This window comes from Serratia bockelmannii (assembly GCF_008011855.1).
Classification (GTDB): Bacteria; Pseudomonadota; Gammaproteobacteria; order Enterobacterales; family Enterobacteriaceae; genus Serratia; species Serratia bockelmannii.
The window spans coordinates 811,651-830,972 of record NZ_VOUX01000033.1 but is presented as its reverse complement, the minus strand read 5'-3'; the positions used below and the strand labels follow the sequence as shown (position 1 = coordinate 830,972).

Annotated in this window: 15 protein-coding genes; 3 read left to right on the top strand and 12 right to left on the bottom strand. The window is 59.0% G+C overall.

Features of this window, described 5'->3' with window-relative positions:
* The first annotated feature begins 50 nt into the window (after positions 1 to 50).
* Positions 51 to 785, top strand: a complete 735-nt coding sequence (locus tag FOT55_RS20495; protein WP_049204955.1) for a thioesterase II family protein — start codon at positions 51 to 53, stop codon at positions 783 to 785.
* Positions 786 to 835: 50 nt separating this feature from the next.
* Here the strand turns inward: FOT55_RS20495 and FOT55_RS20490 are convergent, their stop codons facing one another.
* The 4 genes from FOT55_RS20490 to FOT55_RS20470 form a co-directional block, all read right to left on the bottom strand.
* A complete protein-coding gene (locus FOT55_RS20490; RefSeq protein WP_025303315.1) occupies positions 836 to 1,252 on the bottom strand; it encodes an RbsD/FucU family protein in 417 nt (138 codons plus the stop codon).
* 48 nt (positions 1,253 to 1,300) lie between these two features.
* Positions 1,301 to 2,065, bottom strand: a complete 765-nt coding sequence (locus FOT55_RS20485) for an SDR family NAD(P)-dependent oxidoreductase (protein WP_025303314.1) — start codon at positions 2,063 to 2,065, stop codon at positions 1,301 to 1,303.
* A 21-nt stretch (positions 2,066 to 2,086) separates the two neighbouring features.
* Positions 2,087 to 3,322, bottom strand: coding sequence for an MFS transporter (locus tag FOT55_RS20480; RefSeq protein WP_016927236.1), 1,236 nt, complete (start codon positions 3,320 to 3,322; stop codon positions 2,087 to 2,089).
* A gap of 270 nt (positions 3,323 to 3,592) precedes the next feature.
* Positions 3,593 to 4,627 (bottom strand): LacI family DNA-binding transcriptional regulator, encoded by a 1,035-nt coding sequence (locus FOT55_RS20470; RefSeq protein WP_147823938.1) that lies wholly within the window; start codon positions 4,625 to 4,627, stop codon positions 3,593 to 3,595.
* 297 nt (positions 4,628 to 4,924) lie between these two features.
* On the opposite strand from FOT55_RS20470, the gene kynA reads away from it, so the two are divergent.
* Both kynA and sbmC read left to right on the top strand, forming a co-directional pair.
* Entirely contained in the window at positions 4,925 to 5,767 is an 843-nt protein-coding gene (gene kynA / locus FOT55_RS20465) for a tryptophan 2,3-dioxygenase (protein ID WP_025303311.1), read from the top strand.
* A gap of 23 nt (positions 5,768 to 5,790) precedes the next feature.
* Complete coding sequence (gene sbmC, locus FOT55_RS20460; RefSeq protein ID WP_049204947.1) at positions 5,791 to 6,258, top strand: DNA gyrase inhibitor SbmC; 468 nt, start codon at positions 5,791 to 5,793, stop codon at positions 6,256 to 6,258.
* Positions 6,259 to 6,355: 97 nt separating this feature from the next.
* Here the strand turns inward: sbmC and FOT55_RS20455 are convergent, their stop codons facing one another.
* The 8 genes from FOT55_RS20455 to tssH form a co-directional block, all read right to left on the bottom strand.
* Complete coding sequence (locus FOT55_RS20455; protein WP_147823937.1) at positions 6,356 to 7,054, bottom strand: hypothetical protein; 699 nt, start codon at positions 7,052 to 7,054, stop codon at positions 6,356 to 6,358.
* Between the two features lie 53 nt (positions 7,055 to 7,107).
* Positions 7,108 to 7,485, bottom strand: coding sequence for a hypothetical protein (locus FOT55_RS20450; RefSeq protein ID WP_025303308.1), 378 nt, complete (start codon positions 7,483 to 7,485; stop codon positions 7,108 to 7,110).
* A gap of 176 nt (positions 7,486 to 7,661) precedes the next feature.
* On the bottom strand, positions 7,662 to 8,150 hold the full coding sequence (locus tag FOT55_RS20445) for a hypothetical protein (protein ID WP_071826121.1): 489 nt from the start codon (positions 8,148 to 8,150) through the stop codon (positions 7,662 to 7,664).
* A gap of 1 nt (position 8,151) precedes the next feature.
* Positions 8,152 to 12,573: an RHS repeat-associated core domain-containing protein gene (locus FOT55_RS20440; protein ID WP_147823936.1), complete on the bottom strand. Its 4,422-nt coding sequence runs from the start codon at positions 12,571 to 12,573 to the stop codon at positions 8,152 to 8,154.
* A 2-nt stretch (positions 12,574 to 12,575) separates the two neighbouring features.
* The gene (locus tag FOT55_RS20435) at positions 12,576 to 13,016 is read right to left on the bottom strand and encodes a DcrB-related protein (RefSeq protein ID WP_025303306.1); all 441 of its coding nucleotides are present in this window, start codon (positions 13,014 to 13,016) and stop codon (positions 12,576 to 12,578) included.
* 54 nt (positions 13,017 to 13,070) lie between these two features.
* Entirely contained in the window at positions 13,071 to 14,999 is a 1,929-nt protein-coding gene (locus tag FOT55_RS20430) for a type VI secretion system Vgr family protein (RefSeq protein WP_025303305.1), read from the bottom strand.
* Positions 15,000 to 15,141: 142 nt separating this feature from the next.
* A complete protein-coding gene (locus FOT55_RS20425) occupies positions 15,142 to 16,587 on the bottom strand; it encodes a serine/threonine protein kinase (protein WP_147823935.1) in 1,446 nt (481 codons plus the stop codon).
* A 49-nt stretch (positions 16,588 to 16,636) separates the two neighbouring features.
* Entirely contained in the window at positions 16,637 to 19,291 is a 2,655-nt protein-coding gene (gene tssH, locus FOT55_RS20420) for a type VI secretion system ATPase TssH (RefSeq protein ID WP_147823934.1), read from the bottom strand.
* Positions 19,292 to 19,322: the final 31 nt, after the last annotated feature.

The following is a 19,322-nucleotide window of genomic DNA, read 5'->3' as shown; positions in this document are numbered from 1 at the left end:
TCTCCGCGGTGGCGGATAGCGTCATATTCTTGCAAAGCAGAGGAAGCCGTATGTGGTTTGAGCAAATAAAAAGGGGTACCGGTGGGGATGATGAGCATATTTTATTTTGTTTCCCTTATGCCGCCGGAAATGCCGAGGTATTCGTGCCATTCTCTCACTACGTCAATAGCAATACGTCCGTGTACGCCATGCAACTGCCCGGCAATGGGCGCCGCTTTTCAGAGGCGTTGTGCAATGATGTCTGCAAAATTCTGGATGAGGTGGAACGAGAAGCCACGAGCCTGATGTCGGGAAAACCGTACTCATTTCTTGGTCACAGCAATGGCGGATTATTCGCCTTTGAATTGGCGAGTCGTTTTATCGCTCAGGATAAACCGCCGGCGCGAATTTTTATCGCCGCAGAAGCACCGCCGCACATTACGGATTTTAAGCATGATCCGATGCATTCAGATGATGATGAAATGGCCGAAGTATTGCGTCGTTATGGCGGAACTCAACCTGATATTTTGGATGACGTTGATTTCAGAAGCTTATTTTTTCCTATTATACGCAACGAGCTGTCGATTAATTTTCATATGAAACGGGCGTTGAAGGAGAAGACAATCAATTATCCTTTGGTGTTGATTCACGGCAGCCGCGACAGCACTGTTTCCAAGACGGACATGGCGGCTTGGGCGCGCTATACAAGCGCGCATATCGGTCTGCACACCGTTTCGTCGGATCATTTCTTCATCAATCATCAGCCGAAAGAAGTGGCGGATATCGTGAATCAGCAGCTGGCGTAAAGCGCAGGTATGGCGGTTGGGGCACAACCGCCATTAACGCAATGGCGTCATCACACCACCGGCGCCACCGTCAGCAGCAGGTTGGCGAAGCGGCGCTGTTCGCCGGAGGCGATCACCAGCAACGTCCGATCCGATTTGACCGCGGCGTAAAACGCCTCGCGCGGCAGGTATTCGATCGGACAATGTTCTGGCAGCAGCTGCCGGTATTCGGCTTCGATAGTGTTGGTGAAGTCCGGCGGGCAGGCCATCAGCGCCGCGCTTTCCACGTTGATGCAGGCCAGCAGTTTTTCCAGGATCGGCGGAGCGGCGAGCGTGCCGGGCGCCAGGTTCAGATAGACCACGGTGGCGTCTTTCGGCGCGTGGGTCATGCAGGCGTAGTTGCCGTCGGCGATCAGCACCTGGGTTTTATGCCCGCATTGCGCCAGCGCGGCGAGCAGCGGCGGGTGGATGATGGCGGATTTAATCATAAGGCGATACCTGAATAGGGGGCGGCAGCCGTGCCGCCCGCAGCTGAATTACATGCGGTAGATGCCGCCGTTGATATCAAGAGTGGCGCCGGAGATGAAGCCGTCGTATTCCGCCGCCAGAAAGGTGATGGCGCGCGCCACGTCGTCCGGCGTGCCTGCGCGGCCCAGCGGGATGGCGCGAACGGTTTCCTCCGCCGATTCTTGGGTGGTGTGGCGATTATGGAAGCGGGTGCCGAGGATCAGGCCGGGCGCCACCGCGTTTACCCGGATGCCGTGCTCGCCCAGCTCCGCCGCCAGCGAGCGCGTCCAGGTGAGCACCGCGCCCTTAGTGGCGGAATAGACCAGCGAGCCGGAGTGGCCGCCGGCGCGGCCGGCCTGCGAGGCCAGGTTGACGATGCTGGCGCCGTTTGCCGCCGCCTTCAGGAACGGTAGCGCGCTCTGCGTCACGTTCAGCATGGTGGTCATGTTCACGTCGATCACGGTTTGCCAGAAGGCGCGGTCGATCTCGCCCAGCCATTTGCGCCCGACGATGCCGCCGACGTTATTGACCAGAATATCGATGCCGCCGAGAAACTCGGCGCCGGCCGCGACGCAGCGCAGCGTTTCGTCGGTATCGATGAGATCGGCGTAGCCGTAAGCGGCTTTTTGCCCCAGAGAATGGGCCAGCGCCACCAGCGCCTTGGGGCCGCTTTCGTCGCTGTGATAGTGAAAATAGATGTCGCAACCGGCCTTGATCAGCCGCTCCGCAGTGGCGCGGCCAATGCCCTGTTCCGCTCCGGTGATAAAGACCTTTTTGCCCGCAAGATCGCCCATGATTGACTCCTTATTGGTTCGTTAAGAATTGATGACGCCTTCACGCTGTTTGGCGCAGTAGAAAATGCAGATCAGCCCGGTGGCCAGCAGGCACGAGGCCAGGAAAAACAGCCCCGGCGCGCTGCTGCCGGTCAGATCGTTCAGCACGCCCACCGCATAGGGGGCGACAAAACCGCCGATATTGCCGATGCAGCTGACCACCGCCAGCCCGGCGGCCGCAGCCGCGCCGGTGGAGATATTGGCGGGCATGGATAAAAACGGCGGCACGGCGGTGTAGATACCGATGGCGGCGATGCACAGGAACGACAGCGCGACGAGCGGGTCGTATTTAAAAAACGTCACCGCCCCCATCAGGCCGATGGCGGCAACCACCATGCTGAGGCCGGCAAATACGCCGAGCTTTTTGGTTTTGCTGGCCCACAGGCTCCACGGATAGACCAGCAGCGCGGCCAGGCCGTAGGGAATGAGCGCCAGTAGGCTGACGCGGAAGATATCGCCGCCGGAGAGGGCGCTGATGATCGACGGCAGCCAGGTGCCGAAGCCATAAATGCCGCACACCATGCCGAAGTTGAGCAGCGCGTAGAGCAGGTATTTCTTGTTTTTAATCCCCTTCAGGAAGTCAGCCAGCGTGATTTTAGAGCCGGATTTGGAGCGGCCGGCGTTGCTCATCAGCCAGGCTTTTTCCTCCACGTTCAGATAGCCGACGTCTTTGGGGGAGTTCTTGATCAGGAACGGGATCAGCAGGCCGATGACGATCGGCGGCAGCCCTTCGAGGATAAACAGCAGCTGCCAGGGGGCGAACCCGAACCAGTCATGCTGAATATTGAGAATAAAGCCGGAAATCGGCGAGCCGACCGCGTTGGACAGCGGCTGGACGATGATAAACATGCCGAGAATTTTGGTGCGGTATTTCTCCGGAAAGAAGACCGTGAAGTAATACACCACCGAGGGAAAGAAACCGGCTTCGCACACGCCCAGCATAAAACGGCAAATATACAGCTCCAGCGGCGTGCGCACAAAACCGAGCAGGGTCGCGAAGATGCCCCAGGAAATTAATATTCTGGCGAACCAGATGCGCGGGCCAAATTTAATAGTGCCGGCGTTGCTGGGTATTTCAAACAGGAAATAACCGATAAAGAAAATCCCGGAGGCGAAGCCGAAAGCCGAGGCGGTCAATCCCAGATTATCTTCCAGCGCTTTGGCGGCGTAGGCCATATTGTTGCGGTCGAGAAAGGCCAGGAAATACAATAAGATCATGAGGGGGACAATATGCAGCGTCAATTTCCTGATGGCGCTGCGTTCAATATCCTTTGGCATTGTTTTTTTCATCATGGTTTTTCCCATGTGGTTAATCGGAATAATAGCGGCCCAGCCCAAAGTCATGAGCGGCGTGCTGAATAACGACGTTGCGTGCATAAAAGCGTCGCGCCGTTTATTTATTGCGACGATTCTATTTTTTCTGCTTTTAGCTGCGACGATCCGGACGATGCCGGCTGCGCATCGTCTGGGAAAGTCGTTTTTACCGTATTAACCGGCGGCTTTGACCGAGCGCCGGCTGATGACCGACGGCGGGAAGAGAAACTCGCCGGGGGGTTGCAAATCATTGTTGATACGGCCGATCAGGCGTTCGACCATCAGCTGCGCCATCTCCGCCAGCGGTGGGCCAATCGACGTCAACCCCGGTTCGGCCAGGCCGGCCAGCGCGATATTATCGATGCCAATCACCGAGATGTCTGCGGGCACCTGGATGCCGGCGGCGCGCAGGCCCACCATCAGCCCGATGCCCAGCGCATCGTTAATCGCCACGATGCCGTCCGGGCGCGGTGCCAACGCGAGAACGCGCGGCGCCAGCGTCAGCCCCAAGTCGAACATTTCCGTGTCGCCGTAGGCGCTGTTGGCTTTGCCTTCGATCACCCGTTGGCGTTCGCTCAGGCTGTGCCCCAGCGCGCTCAGAAAACCGTCGATCTTGTGGCTGCGCCCGACGGTCAGCGTCGCTTCGGTGGCGAACACGATGTGTCGGCAGCCGCGCTCGAGCAGGTGCTGCGCGGCCAGGCGCCCGGCGGCGATATTGTCCATCGACACGCTGTCGAACAGTCGGGTATCGGTGGCCATCGGCTCGGCGAACGGGCTGTCGTAGCTGACAATCTTCATGCCACGCTCGGCGGCCCGAACAAAATGAGTCTGGCGAATGTCGCTCGCCGCTACGATGATGCCGCGCACGCCGTGCAGGAACATATCGTCGATAAACGCGGCTTCTTCCTGTTCCTGGCGGTAGGCGTTGCCGAGCAAAACGCGGTAACGGTGAACCCGCGCCGCGCCGTCGACCGCATGCGCCAGCGCCGAAAAGCTCGGGTTGACGATCGACGGCAGCAGCAGGCCGATGATCTTCGCCTGCGGCGCGGGCACCGCCGCTCGGGCCGGCCGGTATCCCAGGGCTTCCATCGCCCGTTCGATGCGCTCACGGGTCTGCGCGCTCATCTGGTGGCTGCGATTGTTCAGCAGGTTCGACACGCTGCTGATGGACACGCCGGCCAACCGCGCCACATCACGAATATTTGCCATTTGCCGATACCTTGCTGCCTGCCGTTAGCCTGCAATCTATAAGGGAAGCCGGCCGCAGGCAAGCCGGAACCGGGGCGCTGCGCGCATGGGATTGCGCATTTGTGAGAATCGTCAGGCGGCAGCCGTGTTGTTTACTAAACAACACAGGGGGAGAGGGGCAATGTGTTAACGCAGATGAGTGAGATCTGCGAAGCACCTCTCGTTTATCGCCCTTCGGGGCGGCGGGTTCTGTACTATTGTTTTCTCTTTGCGGCTCGTTCCAGGCCGATGGGGCGCTGGGCGCAACGGAGAGAACAGATGAACAAACGGGAATTAGAAAGCGCGATTGTCACCGATTTTTCCAAACGCATGAGCTATGGCGACTACCTGTGCCTGGACTCGCTGCTGGACTGCCAGCACCCACTCTCCAACCCGCCGCATCATGACGAAATGCTGTTCGTGATACAGCACCAAACCTCCGAGCTGTGGATGAAGCTGATGCTGCACGAGCTGCAGGCGGCGGTGCGGCTGGTGCAGCAGGACAAACTCAGCCACTGTTTCAAAATCCTCGCGCGCGTCAAACAGATCCAGCGGCTGCTGTTCGAACAGTGGGCGGTGCTGGAAACGCTAACGCCGTCGGAGTACGTCGAGTTTCGCGACGTGCTGGGCAGCTCGTCGGGCTTCCAGTCGCATCAGTACCGGTCGATCGAGTTCCTGCTCGGCAACAAGAATGCGGCGATGCTGGCGGTGTTTAGCAGCGATGCGGAAAAGCACGCCGCGCTGAAGGCGATCCTCGAAGCGCCGAGCCTGTACGACGAATACTTGCTGTACCTGGCACGCCACGGCCTGCCGATCCCGCAGGAGTGCCTCGAGCGTGACTGGACGCAGCCCTACCAGCGCAACCCGGATCTGCTGCCGGCGTTCAAAGTGATCTACGACAACCCGCAGACCTACTGGGAAGCCTATGAAATGGCGGAGAAGCTGGTGGATATCGAGGAGAGTTTCCATCTGTGGCGTTTCCGCCATATGAAAACGGTGGAGCGGATCATTGGCTTTAAGTCAGGTACCGGCGGTTCCAGCGGCGTCAGCTTCCTGAAAAAGGCGTTGGATCTGACCTTTTTCCCCGAGCTGCTGGACGTGCGCACCGAAATCGGCGCCTGAAATAACGTGGGAGGATAAGGGCGATGAGCGTGAGGATTATCGATAAAGCGGCGGAGAAGGTGGTGGGAGTGAGAGTCGTGGGGCCGTATCCGCAGACCATCCCGCAGGGCTCGCAGCAACTGCTGGCATGGCGGAAACGCCACGGCGTGCCGTTTGGCAAATGGCTGGTGCTGTATTGGGACGATCCGGCGGAAGTGGCGCCGGAAAAGCTGCGTGCCGACGTAGTGATAAGCGTGGCGGACGATTTCGCGCTGCCGGCGGGCAGCGAGGGCGTGACCGTGCAGACGCTGCCCGCCGGGCAGTATGCGGTCTACCACGTGCGCATCAGCGATGGCGATTTCGAGCGGGTGTGGGGCGAGTTCTATCAGAAGCTGCTGCCGGCCAGCGGCTACCAGCCGGTTGAGGGGGTGAGCTATGAACACTATCTCAACGACTGCGAGGCCGACGGCTATTTCGACCTCGAGATTTACCAGACGGTGAAGAAGTGGTGAGGGGGCTAACGGCGCGGTAGCATATCAAAAGGCTCTTTGGGAGCCTTTTGATGGGATATTTAAAGATTCATTTAAAAGAGGAACAGTCATAAGATAATTATTCCATGTCTATATCATAGAATGTATATTTAAGGTTTTTTATAAAATCTATTGTTTGCAGTAAGCGAACGTCTATCTTTTGATATGCCAAACAATCCTTCTCTAACTGGTTTATTATGGATAAACATCTTTCATCTTGCTCGTCCATGGCATCATAAAAATATTGGTTGCACAAATCTAGCATTCTTAAGAATAACGAATCGGAAATTGTCTCATCTGATGGTGGTGTTTCCCCTGGGATATGATGGGTCGCACTGAGCAATAAAAACCCATGATGCGAAAAATCACAGCCCGACAAGAAATAAAGACCCTCTTTGATTGGTGTCTTATAAACGATGGCCGATGTATCCGATGCGACAATTAAAATGTTCTCTTTGGATTGGAAAACTGCTTCGTCTTGAATAGTGACGTGAGATACGAAGCTATCGATACATTCTGATAATTTTATTTCTCGTAATGAGTCAACATCAAGGGCATGACGCTCGCTTGATGCTTTAAAAAAAGAAGGAACGCTCAACAACAAAAAAGAAAACTCGTTTGTTTTCTTGTTGATTAAAAACCAGTCAAGGGAGTCCATTTCACTAAAATTACTGCTTCCAAAGAAATTACTGATATCATTTTCTAACTCATAGATATCACTGTACTGGCTTTTCATTGATATATTAAAGTTGGCGATATCCCAGGAAATATTCATCATCTGTTACCTCAGAGTGTTATAAAGATTTCAGTGGGGTCGCCTCTAAGAGAGCGCTAGTGAAAAATGAAACCCAGCAACTTTATCTTATATCTTGCTGGTTGTGACTCACCCGTCGCCGTGATTATTGTTATTCTGTTTTTGTGCATTTCCGACTCTACATTCTGAATGTAGATATCCAGATTTTCATTTTTATATGAAGGTATTGGGTCATATGGGTACTCTATGACTTTTATCCCGCTTATTTTTTCTGCGATCGCCTTCCTAATGTTTTCATCTATATCCCATATGGGTATCGCAGAGCTGTTATCATAAAGTACTTTTTCGTTAGAGTTAGGGATGGATACTTCTTTTTTAAATAAACGAAACTGCTCTTCGTTACCATCAAATAGTTGCCTGTTTGATGGGGTAATGACAATTTTCTCTTTGTTCATAATATTTAAATAGATCTAGTGAATAAATGATTCATGCCTTTATTGATTGTTAGTGTGCGAAGTGAAGATGTAGTTATTTGCGATATTCGAGGGGGGGGTGAAAAATCACACACACTCTGCATTATGGAATGAGTGTGTGAATTTTTATATAATAATGTGGATGAGTTTCCTCTTTTTTAATAAATTATGTTATTCCTTTTGCAATATTTTCGCCATTCATCCTCAGTATGAAATGCACTGCGATAGTTGCACACTATTGTTCCCGTTAAATTATGTGGGTCATAAGCAGCGTCAATATGCCCCCATGAACCACTAACTGGAAGTTGTATATGAGTTTTTTCATAAAACCATGTTCGAAGATTTTTGGTAATAGCACCTTCTACTTTTTTTTGTATTCCCATCATGAGTTTTTCAGGCGCAAAACGCCAACTGCAAAGCACTGCATCTGTAATGAAGGCCCCGGAGAAGTCGGCAATTATATATATATCGCCGGCTTTTTCTTTTTTTGTACTGATTATTGTTCTGTATGATGTAGTCCTACCATCTGACTTTTCTGGCCAACCCTCCCACAATCTGGAGCCTTTTATTAGCATTTCTCGGGTTGTCGCTGTACCTAGCGTTATTCCCGCGAGTTCTAGTGTTCCGTCATAAGTATCTAGTTGCATTTTACAATCCAATTTCAAAAGGCTTATCAATTGGCTCAAGAACAGTTTTATAGTTAGAAAGGAAAAATTGAGTTCCTCCGCCTTCGCCGAATCTCGTTGGGTCTTGAGATATCGCTTTACCTGTTCCTGCAATCGTTTCTCTTTTTACTCTATATGCTTGTATTTTAGATCTATAACCAAATTTTTCATGTGGAAGCACCTGCAAACTTTCCCATAGCTTGGCTCTACTGCCACCTGCAGCATCTAGCGTCGCCTTGTTGAAGTAAAAACCAGATTGCCCTGGAGCGCCGCCATAAACAATGTCACCTTCTTTCAACATGATATTTGACCAAGAGTCTCGTCCTTTGTAGATACCTCGACCTTGCCATTGTCGACCAAAAGCTGCCTGATTATGATCGTTGGCTTTGGTTGCTGCGCATCGTGGCTTCCATCCCCAAGGATCCACCCAACCCAGCGGATTCGGCGCGTATTGGTACAGGTTGATCCCGCCGGCCAAACCTATCGGATCGTGCTGGGTAAATCTGCCGATATCCGGATCGTAATAGCGGAACAAATTGTAGTGCAATCCCGTTTCCCGATCCAGGTATTGCCCCTGTAGGCGCAGGTTTTGGGAGTAATCCAGATCTTGCTGATTTTCCTCATACTTTATGCGGCCCCAGGCGCTGCTGTGGCTCTGCCAGCGCAGCGTTCCGTCGCTGTCGGTCAGGCTTTCCGGTTCGCCGTTCGACGCCGTGTGGAAGTAAAATACTTGGGCCGGCGCGTGGCCGTCGATGCGCGCCAAAGGTTCATAGCTGCCCTGATCGGCATAGACATAGGTGAGGGGCATGCCGTCGCGAGTTTCCTGCAGCAGCCGGAAACCTTCCCACAAAAACGTGGTGGTTTGGCATTTGCCGGCCGGTTGGCGCAGATCCTGACTTTGCTGCCACACCCGCTTTTGCGTGCGCCGCCCGAGCGGATCATAGTGGAACTGCACATGCTGCTGGGCTTCGCTGCGATGCTGGCTGTAGCGCACCACCTCGCAGAGGCGATGATCGGCGTCGTAGAGATATTGCCAACGGTAGTGGCCTTTGCGTTTTTCCACCGTGCGGCCAAAGACATCGTACCGGTAATCAATTCCCTGATAATGCAGTACGCGGTTGTGCCGCTGGCGGAATTGCCCCTCATCCAGCAGGTTGGATGCCGGATCGTACCGGTAGCGCTCGGTATCCGGCAGCGTGCCGTCCCGGTTCAGTAATCGACCGGTGGCATCGTACTGATAACGCTGGTAGGAGAACGGGTTGGCGTTGTGTTCTTCGCGCGTCAGGTTGTTTTGATAGTCGTAGGACCACTGGCGCGAGCTGCTGGCCGGCGCCGGGCGCTGGCGGTTGTCATTGAAGATCTCCCGCCGGTCTTTGCGCCCCAGCCGATCATAATGCACTCGGCTGGTCAGGCGACCCTGCGTACGGCTCAGCTCGCGGTGCAGATTGTCACGCTCGAACTCGCTGAGGGTGATATCGTCCAGCGCCAGCTGCAGCAGGTGGCCGCTGCCGTAGTACAGCGCGCGCAGCGCGCGTCCGTCGGGCAAGGTGGTTTGCGTGCGGTTACCCATCGGATCGTAATCATAGCGCAGCGTACCGTTGGCACCTTGTTCACGGGTTACCCGCCCCAGCAAGTCATAGTCAAAACTGACCTCGCTCTGAGCCGTTGTCGGCTCGTCATGCCATGCGTTGCCGCGGTCACTGGCGGCATGCAGCAGTTGGCCGAGCGGACTGTAGCGGTAGCGGGTTTCTCCATCGGGCGTCTGTTTGCTCACCAGTTGGCCGGCGCCGTCATGGTTGAAATAGTGCGAGAAGGCGGCGGAGGTATTGGCGGCGAAGCGGCGCTCGACGACCCGGCGGCATTCGTCGTAACGATAGCGGGTGCTGACGCCGTCCAACCCGATTTCTTCCTGCAACAGATTGCAGGCCGTCCAATGGAACAGGTAACTTTCGGCATTCTCGTTGCGCAGCGCCGTTAATCTGCCGCGGGCGTCGTAGTGGCGCACCACCTCGCCATCGAGCGGATTGCGCGTGGCCAGCAGGCGGCCGGCTGCGTCATAGCGATAATGCGTCAGGCGCCCATCGGCCCCCTGATAGCGATCCAGCTGGCCCTGCGCGTTCCAGCTCAGCGTCTCTTGCCAGCCCTCGGCGCGCTGCAGCTGTGTCAGGCGGCCGGCGGCATCGTAGCGGTAATGGACGCGTTCGCCGGCGGCGTCGGTCACCTCGCTGAGCCAGCCTTGAGCCGTATATTTGTAGAGGGTTTGTTTGCCGGAGCAATCGCGGGCGCGCAATAATTGCCCGTGCTCATCATAAGCGAAATGGCTGATGCCGCCGTTGGCGTCGACGGCTTGCACCACCTGGCCATAGCCATCGCGCAGGTAGCGCTGGGTATGGCCGAGCGCATCGATCTCGGCAATCAAGGCATGGCGCTCGTCGTAGTAGAAATGCTGTGTGGCGCCGTTGGGCTCCTTGACGCTGATCGGCAGTGCGCGCTGCGGTAGCCAACCGGTGAGGCGGATATGGCCGAGCGGATCCTCTTCCTCGACCAGATTACCGGCTTCATCGTAGCGGAAATGCCAGCCGTGGCCGAGCGGATCGCGCGTGGCGATCAGCATGTCTTCGTCATTCCATTGGTAATGCCAGACCTCACCACGCTCGTCGGTATATTCGACGATCAGCCGTTGGGCGTTCCAGCGGTGCTGGTGCCGCAAGCCGTCATTCTCGGTGACCGTCGTTAACCCGGCGGCCAAATCGTAGTCGATTGTACAGCCGCCGCCGGCGCTGTCGCGGTGTTCCACCACGCGCCAGTCGTCGAACATCGCCCAGTGATACTCGAAGCTGGGCCCACCGGCCTGTTGGTGGCGGGTCAGCAGGTGTTGGGCGTTATAGTGAAATTCGCGTGTGACCAGGCCGCCGGCGTCGATCACCTGATGCAGATCGCCGCCGTCGTCATAACGGTAGCGCACGCGTGGTTCGTCGTTATGCCGCAAGGCGGTGACGCGATCGTCGAAGCGCGGATCGCCGTATTCCAGCCGCAATGTCATGGTGCCGGCGCTGTCGACGATGTGGCTCAGGCGCTGTCGTTCGTCGTAGTTCAGCAGCAGCGCATTATCGTACTCATCGCTCAACGACACCAGCCTCAGGCGGGAAGGGGTCTGCGGCAGCGGCACGAACAGCCGCCAGACGCTGCCGTCGGTGTCCGCGATCAGCAGCTGTCCCTCTTCACCGCGGCGGAACATCAGCCCTTCACCGGCGCTGAAGCTCGGCTGGTTCACCTCAGGCAGCGGGAAGCGTAGCTCACGACCGGTTTCATCATGCAGGCAACACTCAATGACGCCGTCCCGGTCGTTAAGATCGACCCAAATTTCAAAAGGCGTGCGCCAGCCGTGGCCAAACAGTCCCTGATAGCCATTGCGGCTGTTGTAATTGCGCTGCCAGATCAGCGGAAAGCGCGCCGGCAGCAACAGGTCCAGATCTTCTTCGTCGTTCAATACCTTGGCGCCGGTGGCGGCATGCACCGGGTTAAAGGCGGCGTGGATCGCTTCGCCGAGGGCGTTAACGCCCGCCGCCGCCAGACCGCCGCCGATCATGCAAGGCAGGTTCTTAACCAGCTTGGCCGGATTACCGAGCAGCAGCGGCAGCACGGTCAGCGCCAAACCGATACCCGGCAGCTTGCCGCTCTTGATGTCGCGTACCACCACCGTGCCGCCGCCGATCTGCACATTTTTGGAGACGTCGGTCGAGACTTTCGCCTCGCAGGTTGAACGGTCATTGCTGCGTACGGCCGGTTGGCCGTTGATAAATACTTTACTGGAGCCTTCCGCCAGGTATTGCGGAAGCGGGTGTTTGTCGCAGCTGATTTTATCTTCTTCCAGCGGTTGGCTGGGCTGGCTGGGGCCGGCGACGCCGGGCTGCCATAGCTGCGAGAGGATATTACCGCCGGCGGCCAGCAGCTCGGCGCCATAATCCCAGAAGCTTTGCGGCGGCTGTGGCGCCGGTAACGCTTTGATCTCTGCGGGCGTGAGTAAACGACCTGCGGCGCGTGCCGCCGGTTTGGCGTTGGTGAAGACGTTGGGGGAGCCCGTGAGAATGACGCCGGAGACGGAAGGCGGGAAGAGCCAGTTGGCCACGGCGTCGCAGCCGTTGCTGATATGTTCTCCGACGCCGGTCAGGCTGGTGGCAAAACCGACGATCAGCCCGGCGCCGACGCAGCCGGAGGCCGCCGTCGCCGCTGCGCCGAGCACCGCCACCCCTGCCAATGCCGGCGCTGCGGCGGCGGCTGCTGCGGACACGGCGGCGGTCGCCACCGCATACACCGCGACTTCGGCGACGGCGCTGGCGATGTCCGCCAACGCGCTGGTGTGGATCAGTTCATCATCCTTTCTTGCTGCCCAGATCTCAGCCATGGCTATTGTTCACTGTGTTCGGTCAAGACCAGCGACGCTTTCACCTGCTGCCAGTGAGCGTCATCCTCGGGGGTGAAGGGGCGCATGGCGGCATAGGTGACGATCAGTAACGTCTGGCTCTCGTCCGGCTGCACCGCCAACTGATGCTGATGATGGTGGTGTCCGGCGCGGATAAAGCGACTGGTGACTTCAATCGCCTTGAGATGGCCCTGCGGCCCGGCGCTGATGCGCCGGCGCGGCGACTGTTGCAAATCGCTGATCTGAGGCAGCAGTGCTTGCCACTGCTTCTCGAATTCGTCCTCCAGCGTGGCACCTTGCGGAATGATGCCGCGGGTGATGACCAGCGAGGCGCCGGTTTGCGGGTTTTTGAGAATATTGACCGTGCAGTCCTGCCAGGCGATGGCGGGGAGGGTGAAATGGCCTTCCTGGAAAAGGTAATCCATGGATGTCCTTGCAAGTAATCAGGGGAAAGGACGCGGCGCAGGGCCGCGTCGGCATCAGGATTTCGGGAACAGCTGATCGACGGCGCTCTGGATTGCTGCCTGATGGCCACCGCCCGGTGCGGCGGTGCGCGCGGCGCCGCCAGGCTGGTTGAGATCCAGCTGGCCGCCGGTATTGATCTCTCCGTCCTCTTTCACCGTGATATTGAAGCTGGTGCCGGTGATGTTGATTTGGCCGTTCGCCAGCAGCTCGATCACGCTTTCGCCGCACTCGAGCCGCAGCGATTCGCCGGAGCCGAGGGTAAAGGCGTTAACCACGGCGTCGCTGCGCGTTTTGCCGGTCAGCGCGGAGGATTCGCCTTTGACGCCGGTTGCCTGATTGAGCACCACCCGTTTGATCTGGTTGCCGCCCACCAGATGCGTGTGGTCGTTAGCGATGGTGTGGCTTTCATCGTTTTTCACCTGGGTGTCCATGTTGCGCTCCGCCTGGATCCACACCTGTTCGGCGCCGGCCTTGTCTTCGAAACGCAGGGCGTTGGCGTTGTCGGCGGTGCCGTCCTTGGTGCGGCTCATAAAGCCCATCTGGGTGGCGGCGGCCGGCAGCGCCCAAGGCGGCATGCTGGCTTCGTTATAGACGCGCCCGGTGACGATCGGCCGATCCGGATCGCCGTTGATAAAGTCCACCACCACTTCGTCGTTCACGCGCGGGATCTGCACGCCGCCGTAGCCTTGGCCGGCCCAGGCGCTGGAGACGCGCACCCAGCAGGAGCTGCCGTCGTCTTTCGGCCCGAAGCGATCCCAGTGGAACTTCACCTTGATACGGCCGTATTTGTCGGTCCAAATCGATTCGCCGGCCGGGCCGACCACCCGGGCGGTCTGCGGCCCGTGGGTTTTCGGCCAGGTGGCCTGCTGCGGCGGGTGCCAGGGCACGTCCGCCGGCAGCACGATGAAGTCGATACGGTGTTCGCTGCTCTGATCGTCGCCGCTGGCATAGCGGTTCTCTTTCAGATGGTAGTTGGCCTGCAGCGTCAGGTACTCGCGGTTGTCGTCGGCGTGCGGGGCGTTATACAGCGTAAAGGTGCTGCCGGGAGCAATGCCCAGCGCGGTGGCGGTACCGCGGATCTGCTGATGTTCGGCCTGCCAGGCCTCCTGGCGCACGCGGGCGTAGAACTCCCCCTGCTGATGCTCGGTGTAGCGGCCCGGCCAGTCGTAAACGTCGATCTGCCCCGGCGTCGGCGAGACCGGGTTTTGCCGTGCCTGGAACAGCCAGGCGTTCGGCTTGCGGAAATCGTAGTCGTCCAGGCTGTAGATACCCGGCGTGACGCGATCGGACAACGTCCACTGGCTGATGCCTTCCTCGCTGGTGCTGCCGCCGGACGGCGTCAGGTGGTAGGGGATCATCTCATAGCCGGGATAGGGCTGGTGGTGGTGGGGGGCGTCCCCGAGCACCAGCGTGTGTTTGCCCATCTCGTGTTTGAAATAGTAATAGATGCCCTCCAGCTCCATCAGGCGGCTGATGAAGTTGAAACTGCTTTCGTTGTACTGCACGCAGTAGCCCCACAGGCGATAGTCACCGGTCAGCTGATCTTCCAGCTGCACGTTGTGCTCCGCCAGCAGGGTCTTGACGATCTGCGGCACCGTCTGTTCCTGGAAGATGCGGAAGTTACGGTCCTTGGTCATCGGCCAGAGATCCGGCTGCACGTGCAGGTTATACACCGCGTAGCGCGTGCCGCCGATCTCTTCGCTGCTGACGGCGATGGCGGTGATCTTGCCGTTCAGGTAGCGCGGGGCGCTGAGGAAGCCCTGGGTTGGGATCTCCAGCGTCAGCGGTTGGCCGAGCAGCGCTTTGCGATCGAGCCGCGCGTCGGTGCTCAGCAATTCAATAGAGAAGTCAAAAGGGGTGGAAAGCGCTTCGATACCGTCCAGTGAGCGGAACAACAGTTGCTCCTGGCCCAGCGGCGTGTGCGCAATAATGCGGTCCAACATGAGAACGTCCTCTGTGATTGACGTCATGCCCTGCATACTCCGGCGTTGCAGCGGCCTTGCCGCGCGGCCAATGAGGATGGGCAGTGGTGCGTCAGTCTCATGAAATAGGGAAACCCCGCCGAGGCGGAGTTTCAGAACGGGATTAACCGGCGGTGGCCGGATTGACCAGCCAGGTGCCAGCGGTGTCGATGCTGAGCTGCTGGCGGCGGAGTCGATCGTCGTGGCGGATTTCCAGCTGATAGCGGCCTGGCGCCAGGTTCAGGCTGGCGAAGCCGTTTGCGCCCGGCGTCACCTGCTGCGGCGTGCCGTCGAGGCTGACCTGTTCGCCCGGTTGCAGTTTGAAGTACACCAACGCCACCGGCTGCGGTGGCGGTGCCACCTTTTCAGGTTCCGCGGCTGCAGGCTGCGCGGTTTGCGGCGCGCTCGGCTGCTCCGTCAGGGTTTTCTGCGCCGGCGACGCCTCAGTGTTTTGGGCCACGGCCTGGGTATCGTCCTCGCCGCCGCTCAGCCAGGCGACGGCACCGATCACCAGCAGCGCCGCGACGCCGGCGCCGGCCATCATCGGCCGCGAGAATTGGGTGCTGCGCGCGGTAACGGCGCCGGCGGCGGCTGCAGCGGCAGCCGGGTTGGCGGCGACCAGCAGGTTCTCCGGCGCAGCCGCAGGGGTGCTGATGATTTCGTTTTCATCGGCGATTGGCAGATGCAGCAGCTCGGCCATTTCATCGATGGTCTGCGGGCGGTCTTCCGGCTTCAGCGCCAGCGCGCGATCGACGGTGCGCAGCAGCTCCGGCGAGTAGCCGGCGGGGCGGCGCTCGGCCAGCGGCTGGTAACTGTCTTCGATGCTGCGCACCACGCTGACCGGCGGCGGCGAACCGACGATCAGCGTGTGCAGCACGGCGCCCAGCGCGTAGATATCGGTCCAGGGCCCCTGTTCGCCGTCGCTGTTCTCGGTGTACTGCTCGATCGGCGCGAAGCCCGGTTTGAGCATGATCTCCGTTTCGTCTGACAGGTTGCCGATCTCTTTACGCGCCGATCCGAAGTCCAGCAGCACCGGCAGCTGGCTTTCCTGGATCTGGATGTTATCCAGCGAAATGTCGCGGTGCAGATAGCCTTCCTGGTGGATGGTGTTGATGGCGCTGAAAAGCGGCGGCAGCAGCCGCCGGATCCACGCCTCGTCGATTTTCTCCGGTTGCTGCGCCTGCAGGTTCTTCAGCGTGGTGCCGCTGTAAAACTGGGTGCCCATGTAGGCGGTGCCGTTCTCTTCCCAGAAGCGCAACACGTGCAGCAGGCCGGGGTGCGAGAAGCGCGCCAGCAGACGCGCCTCCTGAATAAAGCTGTTCAGCCCGGCCTGGAAGGTTTTGCTGAAGCGTTCACCGCGCAGCCCGATGCTGAGATCGTCGTTGCGTTTCGCCAGCGAGGTTGGCATGTACTCCTTGATGGCGATGGTGCGTTCCAGTTGGTGATCGTAGGCGCGGTAGACGATGCCGAAGCCGCCTTCGCCGATCGCTTCCTGGATCTCGAATTCATTGAATCGATAGCCGCTCGGCAGGCTGTTCGAATTCGGTTTGGTTATCCCGGTTCCCGACATAGTGATGACTCTCTGTGTTCAAAGGGCCGCCGTCTCGGCGGCCGCGGCGTTATGCCTGAAATTGACAAATGAATTCGTGGTTCTGCAGCGCGATATGCAGCTGGCGATAGCGCTGGTCGTTGGCGCTGCCGGTCAGCAGGGTGTGGCTGATCTGCGGCAGCAGGGTGTTGGTCAGGATGGCGTCGACCATGCGGCCGCCGGACTCCACCTCGGTGCAGCGGCTGACGATCTGCTCGATGACCGCGTCGTCGAAGGTGCAGACGATGTCGTGATTCTCCGCCAGGCGACGCTGGATGCGGCCCAGCTGCAGGCGCACGATGTTGCCCAGCGTGGCGTCGGTCAGCGGGTAATACGGCACCACCAGCAGGCGGCCGAGCAAGGCGGCCGGGAACACCGACAGCAGCGGTTGGCGCAGCGCGCCGCTCAGCGCTTCCGGCTCTGGCAGCAGCTCCGGATCGCTGCACAGCCCGGCGATCAGATCGGTGCCGACGTTGGAGGTCAGGATGATAATGGTGTTGCGGAAATCGATATGGCGGCCTTCGCCGTCCTCCATCCAGCCCTTGTCGAACACCTGGAAGAAGATCTCATGCACGTCCGGGTGCGCCTTCTCGATTTCGTCCAACAGCACCACGCTGTAAGGGCGGCGGCGCACCGCCTCGGTCAGCACGCCGCCTTCGCCGTAGCCGACATAGCCGGGGGGCGCGCCTTTGAGCGTCGAAACGGTGTGCGACTCCTGGAATTCGCTCATGTTGATGGTGATGACGTTCTGCTCGCCGCCGTACAGGGTTTCCGCCAGCGCCAGCGCGGTTTCGGTCTTGCCGACGCCGGACGGCCCGGCCAGCAGGAACACCCCGACCGGCTTGTTCGGATCGTCCAGCCGCGCCCGCGAAGTGCGCACCCGGCGGGCGATCAGATCCAGCGCATGGCGTTGGCCGATCACGCGCTGGTTCAGGGTGTCGGAGAGCTGCAGCACCGCCTCAATCTCGTTTTTCACCATGCGGCCCAGCGGGATGCCGGTCCAGTCGGCCACTACCGCCGCCACGATGTTGGCGTCGACGGCGGCGAAGATCAGCGGCGCTTCGCCCTGCAGCGCGCTCAGCTGCTGCTGAAGTTCGCCCAGCTGGGCGCGCAGCGCGTCGGCGTCAGGGGCCGCCTCTGTTTCTTCGCCGGTAGGCTCCGCTTCCTGCTGGTGCAACTGGGCGCGTAGCGTGATGATCTCTTGGATCAGCGCCAGCTCCTGCTGCCAGCGGTCGGTCAGCTGTTCCAGCGCCTGGCGCAGCGCGGTCAGCTGGGTTTCAATTTCCTGCGGGCGCAGGGGATCGCCAATGCCGACTTTGGCCTCGCGGCGGGCGATATCCAACTCTATCTGCAGCGCATCGATGCGGTGGCGGCAGTCTTCGACCTGGGCAGGCTCGGCGTGTTGGCTGACCGCCACGCGCGCGCAGGCGGTATCCAACAGCGCCACCGCTTTGTCCGGCAGCTGGCGGGCAGGAATATAGCGATGCGACAGCCGCACCGCGGCGTCCACCGCTTCATCCAGCAGCAGCACGCGGTGGTGTTGTTCCAGCGGACTGACGGTGCTGCGCAGCATCAGCAGCGCCTTGTCTTCGCTTGGCTCGTGCACCTGCACCACCTGGAAACGGCGGGTGAGCGCCGGGTCTTTCTCGATGTATTTCTTGTATTCCGACCAGGTGGTGGCGCCGACAGTGCGCAGTTGGCCACGCGCCAGCGCCGGTTTCAGCAGGTTGGCGGCGTCGCCGGTGCCCTGGGTGCCGCCGGCGCCGATCAGGGTGTGAATTTCGTCGATAAACAGGATGATCGGCGTCGGGCTGGACTGCACTTCGTCGATCACCGCCTGCAGCCGTTTTTCAAACTCGCCTTTGACGCCGGCGCCGGCCTGCAGCATGCCGATGTCCAACAGGTACAGTTTCACGTCGCGCAGCTGCGGCGGTACGTCGCCGGCCACGATGCGCAATGCCAGGCCTTCTACCACCGCGGTTTTGCCGACGCCGGCCTCGCCGGTCAGCAGCGGGTTATTCTGGCGGCGGCGCATCAGGATATCGATGATTTGCCTGATTTCCTCATCGCGGCCGGCCACCGGGTCGATCTCGCCGTTGCGCGCTTTGGCGGTCAGATCCTGGGCATACTGCGCCAGCACGCTTTCACCGCTGCGCGGTGCGCCGGATACGTTATCGGCGGCGCTTTCCGCCGGCGCATCCAGGATATTTTCCGCCGAGTGGGCAGTGATGGCGGCGAACTGCTCCATCAGCAGATCGGCGTTGATGCGCTCGAACTGCGGGGAAATGGCCTTCAGCAGATGGCGCAGGCTGTAGGTTTTCAGGATACCGAGCAGCAGGTGGCCGCCGCGGATGCGCGCCGCGCCGAATTTCAATGAGCCATAGACCCAGGCGCGTTCTACCGCGCTGTCGATGTGCTCGGACAGATCGGAGATGGCGCTGGCGCCGCGCGGCAGGCGATCGAGCGCCTCGACGATGTCGCGCGCCAATTGCGCCTCGTCCAGCGCGAAGTGGCGAACGATTTGCTGCAGATCGCCGTCCGGCGATTGCATCAGCTGATGCAGCCAGTGCGCCAGTTCGACGTAGGGGTTACCGCGCAGCTTGCAAAACGCCGTCGCACTTTCCAGAGAGGTGAATAACAGGCTATCCAGTTTGCCAAATAATACCGAGCGGCTGATTTCAGACATGGTTTTCCTCAGGTCTCAGAGTGGCCTGGCG

Bases quoted from the DNA above. Each gene is read 5' to 3' on its own strand.
- FOT55_RS20495 (WP_049204955.1), top strand. From the start codon at position 51: ATGTGGTTTGAGCAAATAAAAAGGGGTACCGGTGGGGATGATGAGCAT.
- FOT55_RS20490 (WP_025303315.1), bottom strand. From the start codon at position 1,252: ATGATTAAATCCGCCATCATCCACCCGCCGCTGCTCGCCGCGCTGGCG.
- FOT55_RS20485 (WP_025303314.1), bottom strand. From the start codon at position 2,065: ATGGGCGATCTTGCGGGCAAAAAGGTCTTTATCACCGGAGCGGAACAG.
- FOT55_RS20480 (WP_016927236.1), bottom strand. From the start codon at position 3,322: ATGATCTTATTGTATTTCCTGGCCTTTCTCGACCGCAACAATATGGCC.
- FOT55_RS20470 (WP_147823938.1), bottom strand. From the start codon at position 4,627: ATGGCAAATATTCGTGATGTGGCGCGGTTGGCCGGCGTGTCCATCAGC.
- kynA (WP_025303311.1), top strand. From the start codon at position 4,925: ATGAACAAACGGGAATTAGAAAGCGCGATTGTCACCGATTTTTCCAAA.
- sbmC (WP_049204947.1), top strand. From the start codon at position 5,791: ATGAGCGTGAGGATTATCGATAAAGCGGCGGAGAAGGTGGTGGGAGTG.
- FOT55_RS20455 (WP_147823937.1), bottom strand. From the start codon at position 7,054: ATGATGAATATTTCCTGGGATATCGCCAACTTTAATATATCAATGAAA.
- FOT55_RS20450 (WP_025303308.1), bottom strand. From the start codon at position 7,485: ATGAACAAAGAGAAAATTGTCATTACCCCATCAAACAGGCAACTATTT.
- FOT55_RS20445 (WP_071826121.1), bottom strand. From the start codon at position 8,150: ATGCAACTAGATACTTATGACGGAACACTAGAACTCGCGGGAATAACG.
- FOT55_RS20440 (WP_147823936.1), bottom strand. From the start codon at position 12,573: ATGGCTGAGATCTGGGCAGCAAGAAAGGATGATGAACTGATCCACACC.
- FOT55_RS20435 (WP_025303306.1), bottom strand. From the start codon at position 13,016: ATGGATTACCTTTTCCAGGAAGGCCATTTCACCCTCCCCGCCATCGCC.
- FOT55_RS20430 (WP_025303305.1), bottom strand. From the start codon at position 14,999: ATGTTGGACCGCATTATTGCGCACACGCCGCTGGGCCAGGAGCAACTG.
- FOT55_RS20425 (WP_147823935.1), bottom strand. From the start codon at position 16,587: ATGTCGGGAACCGGGATAACCAAACCGAATTCGAACAGCCTGCCGAGC.
- tssH (WP_147823934.1), bottom strand. From the start codon at position 19,291: ATGTCTGAAATCAGCCGCTCGGTATTATTTGGCAAACTGGATAGCCTG.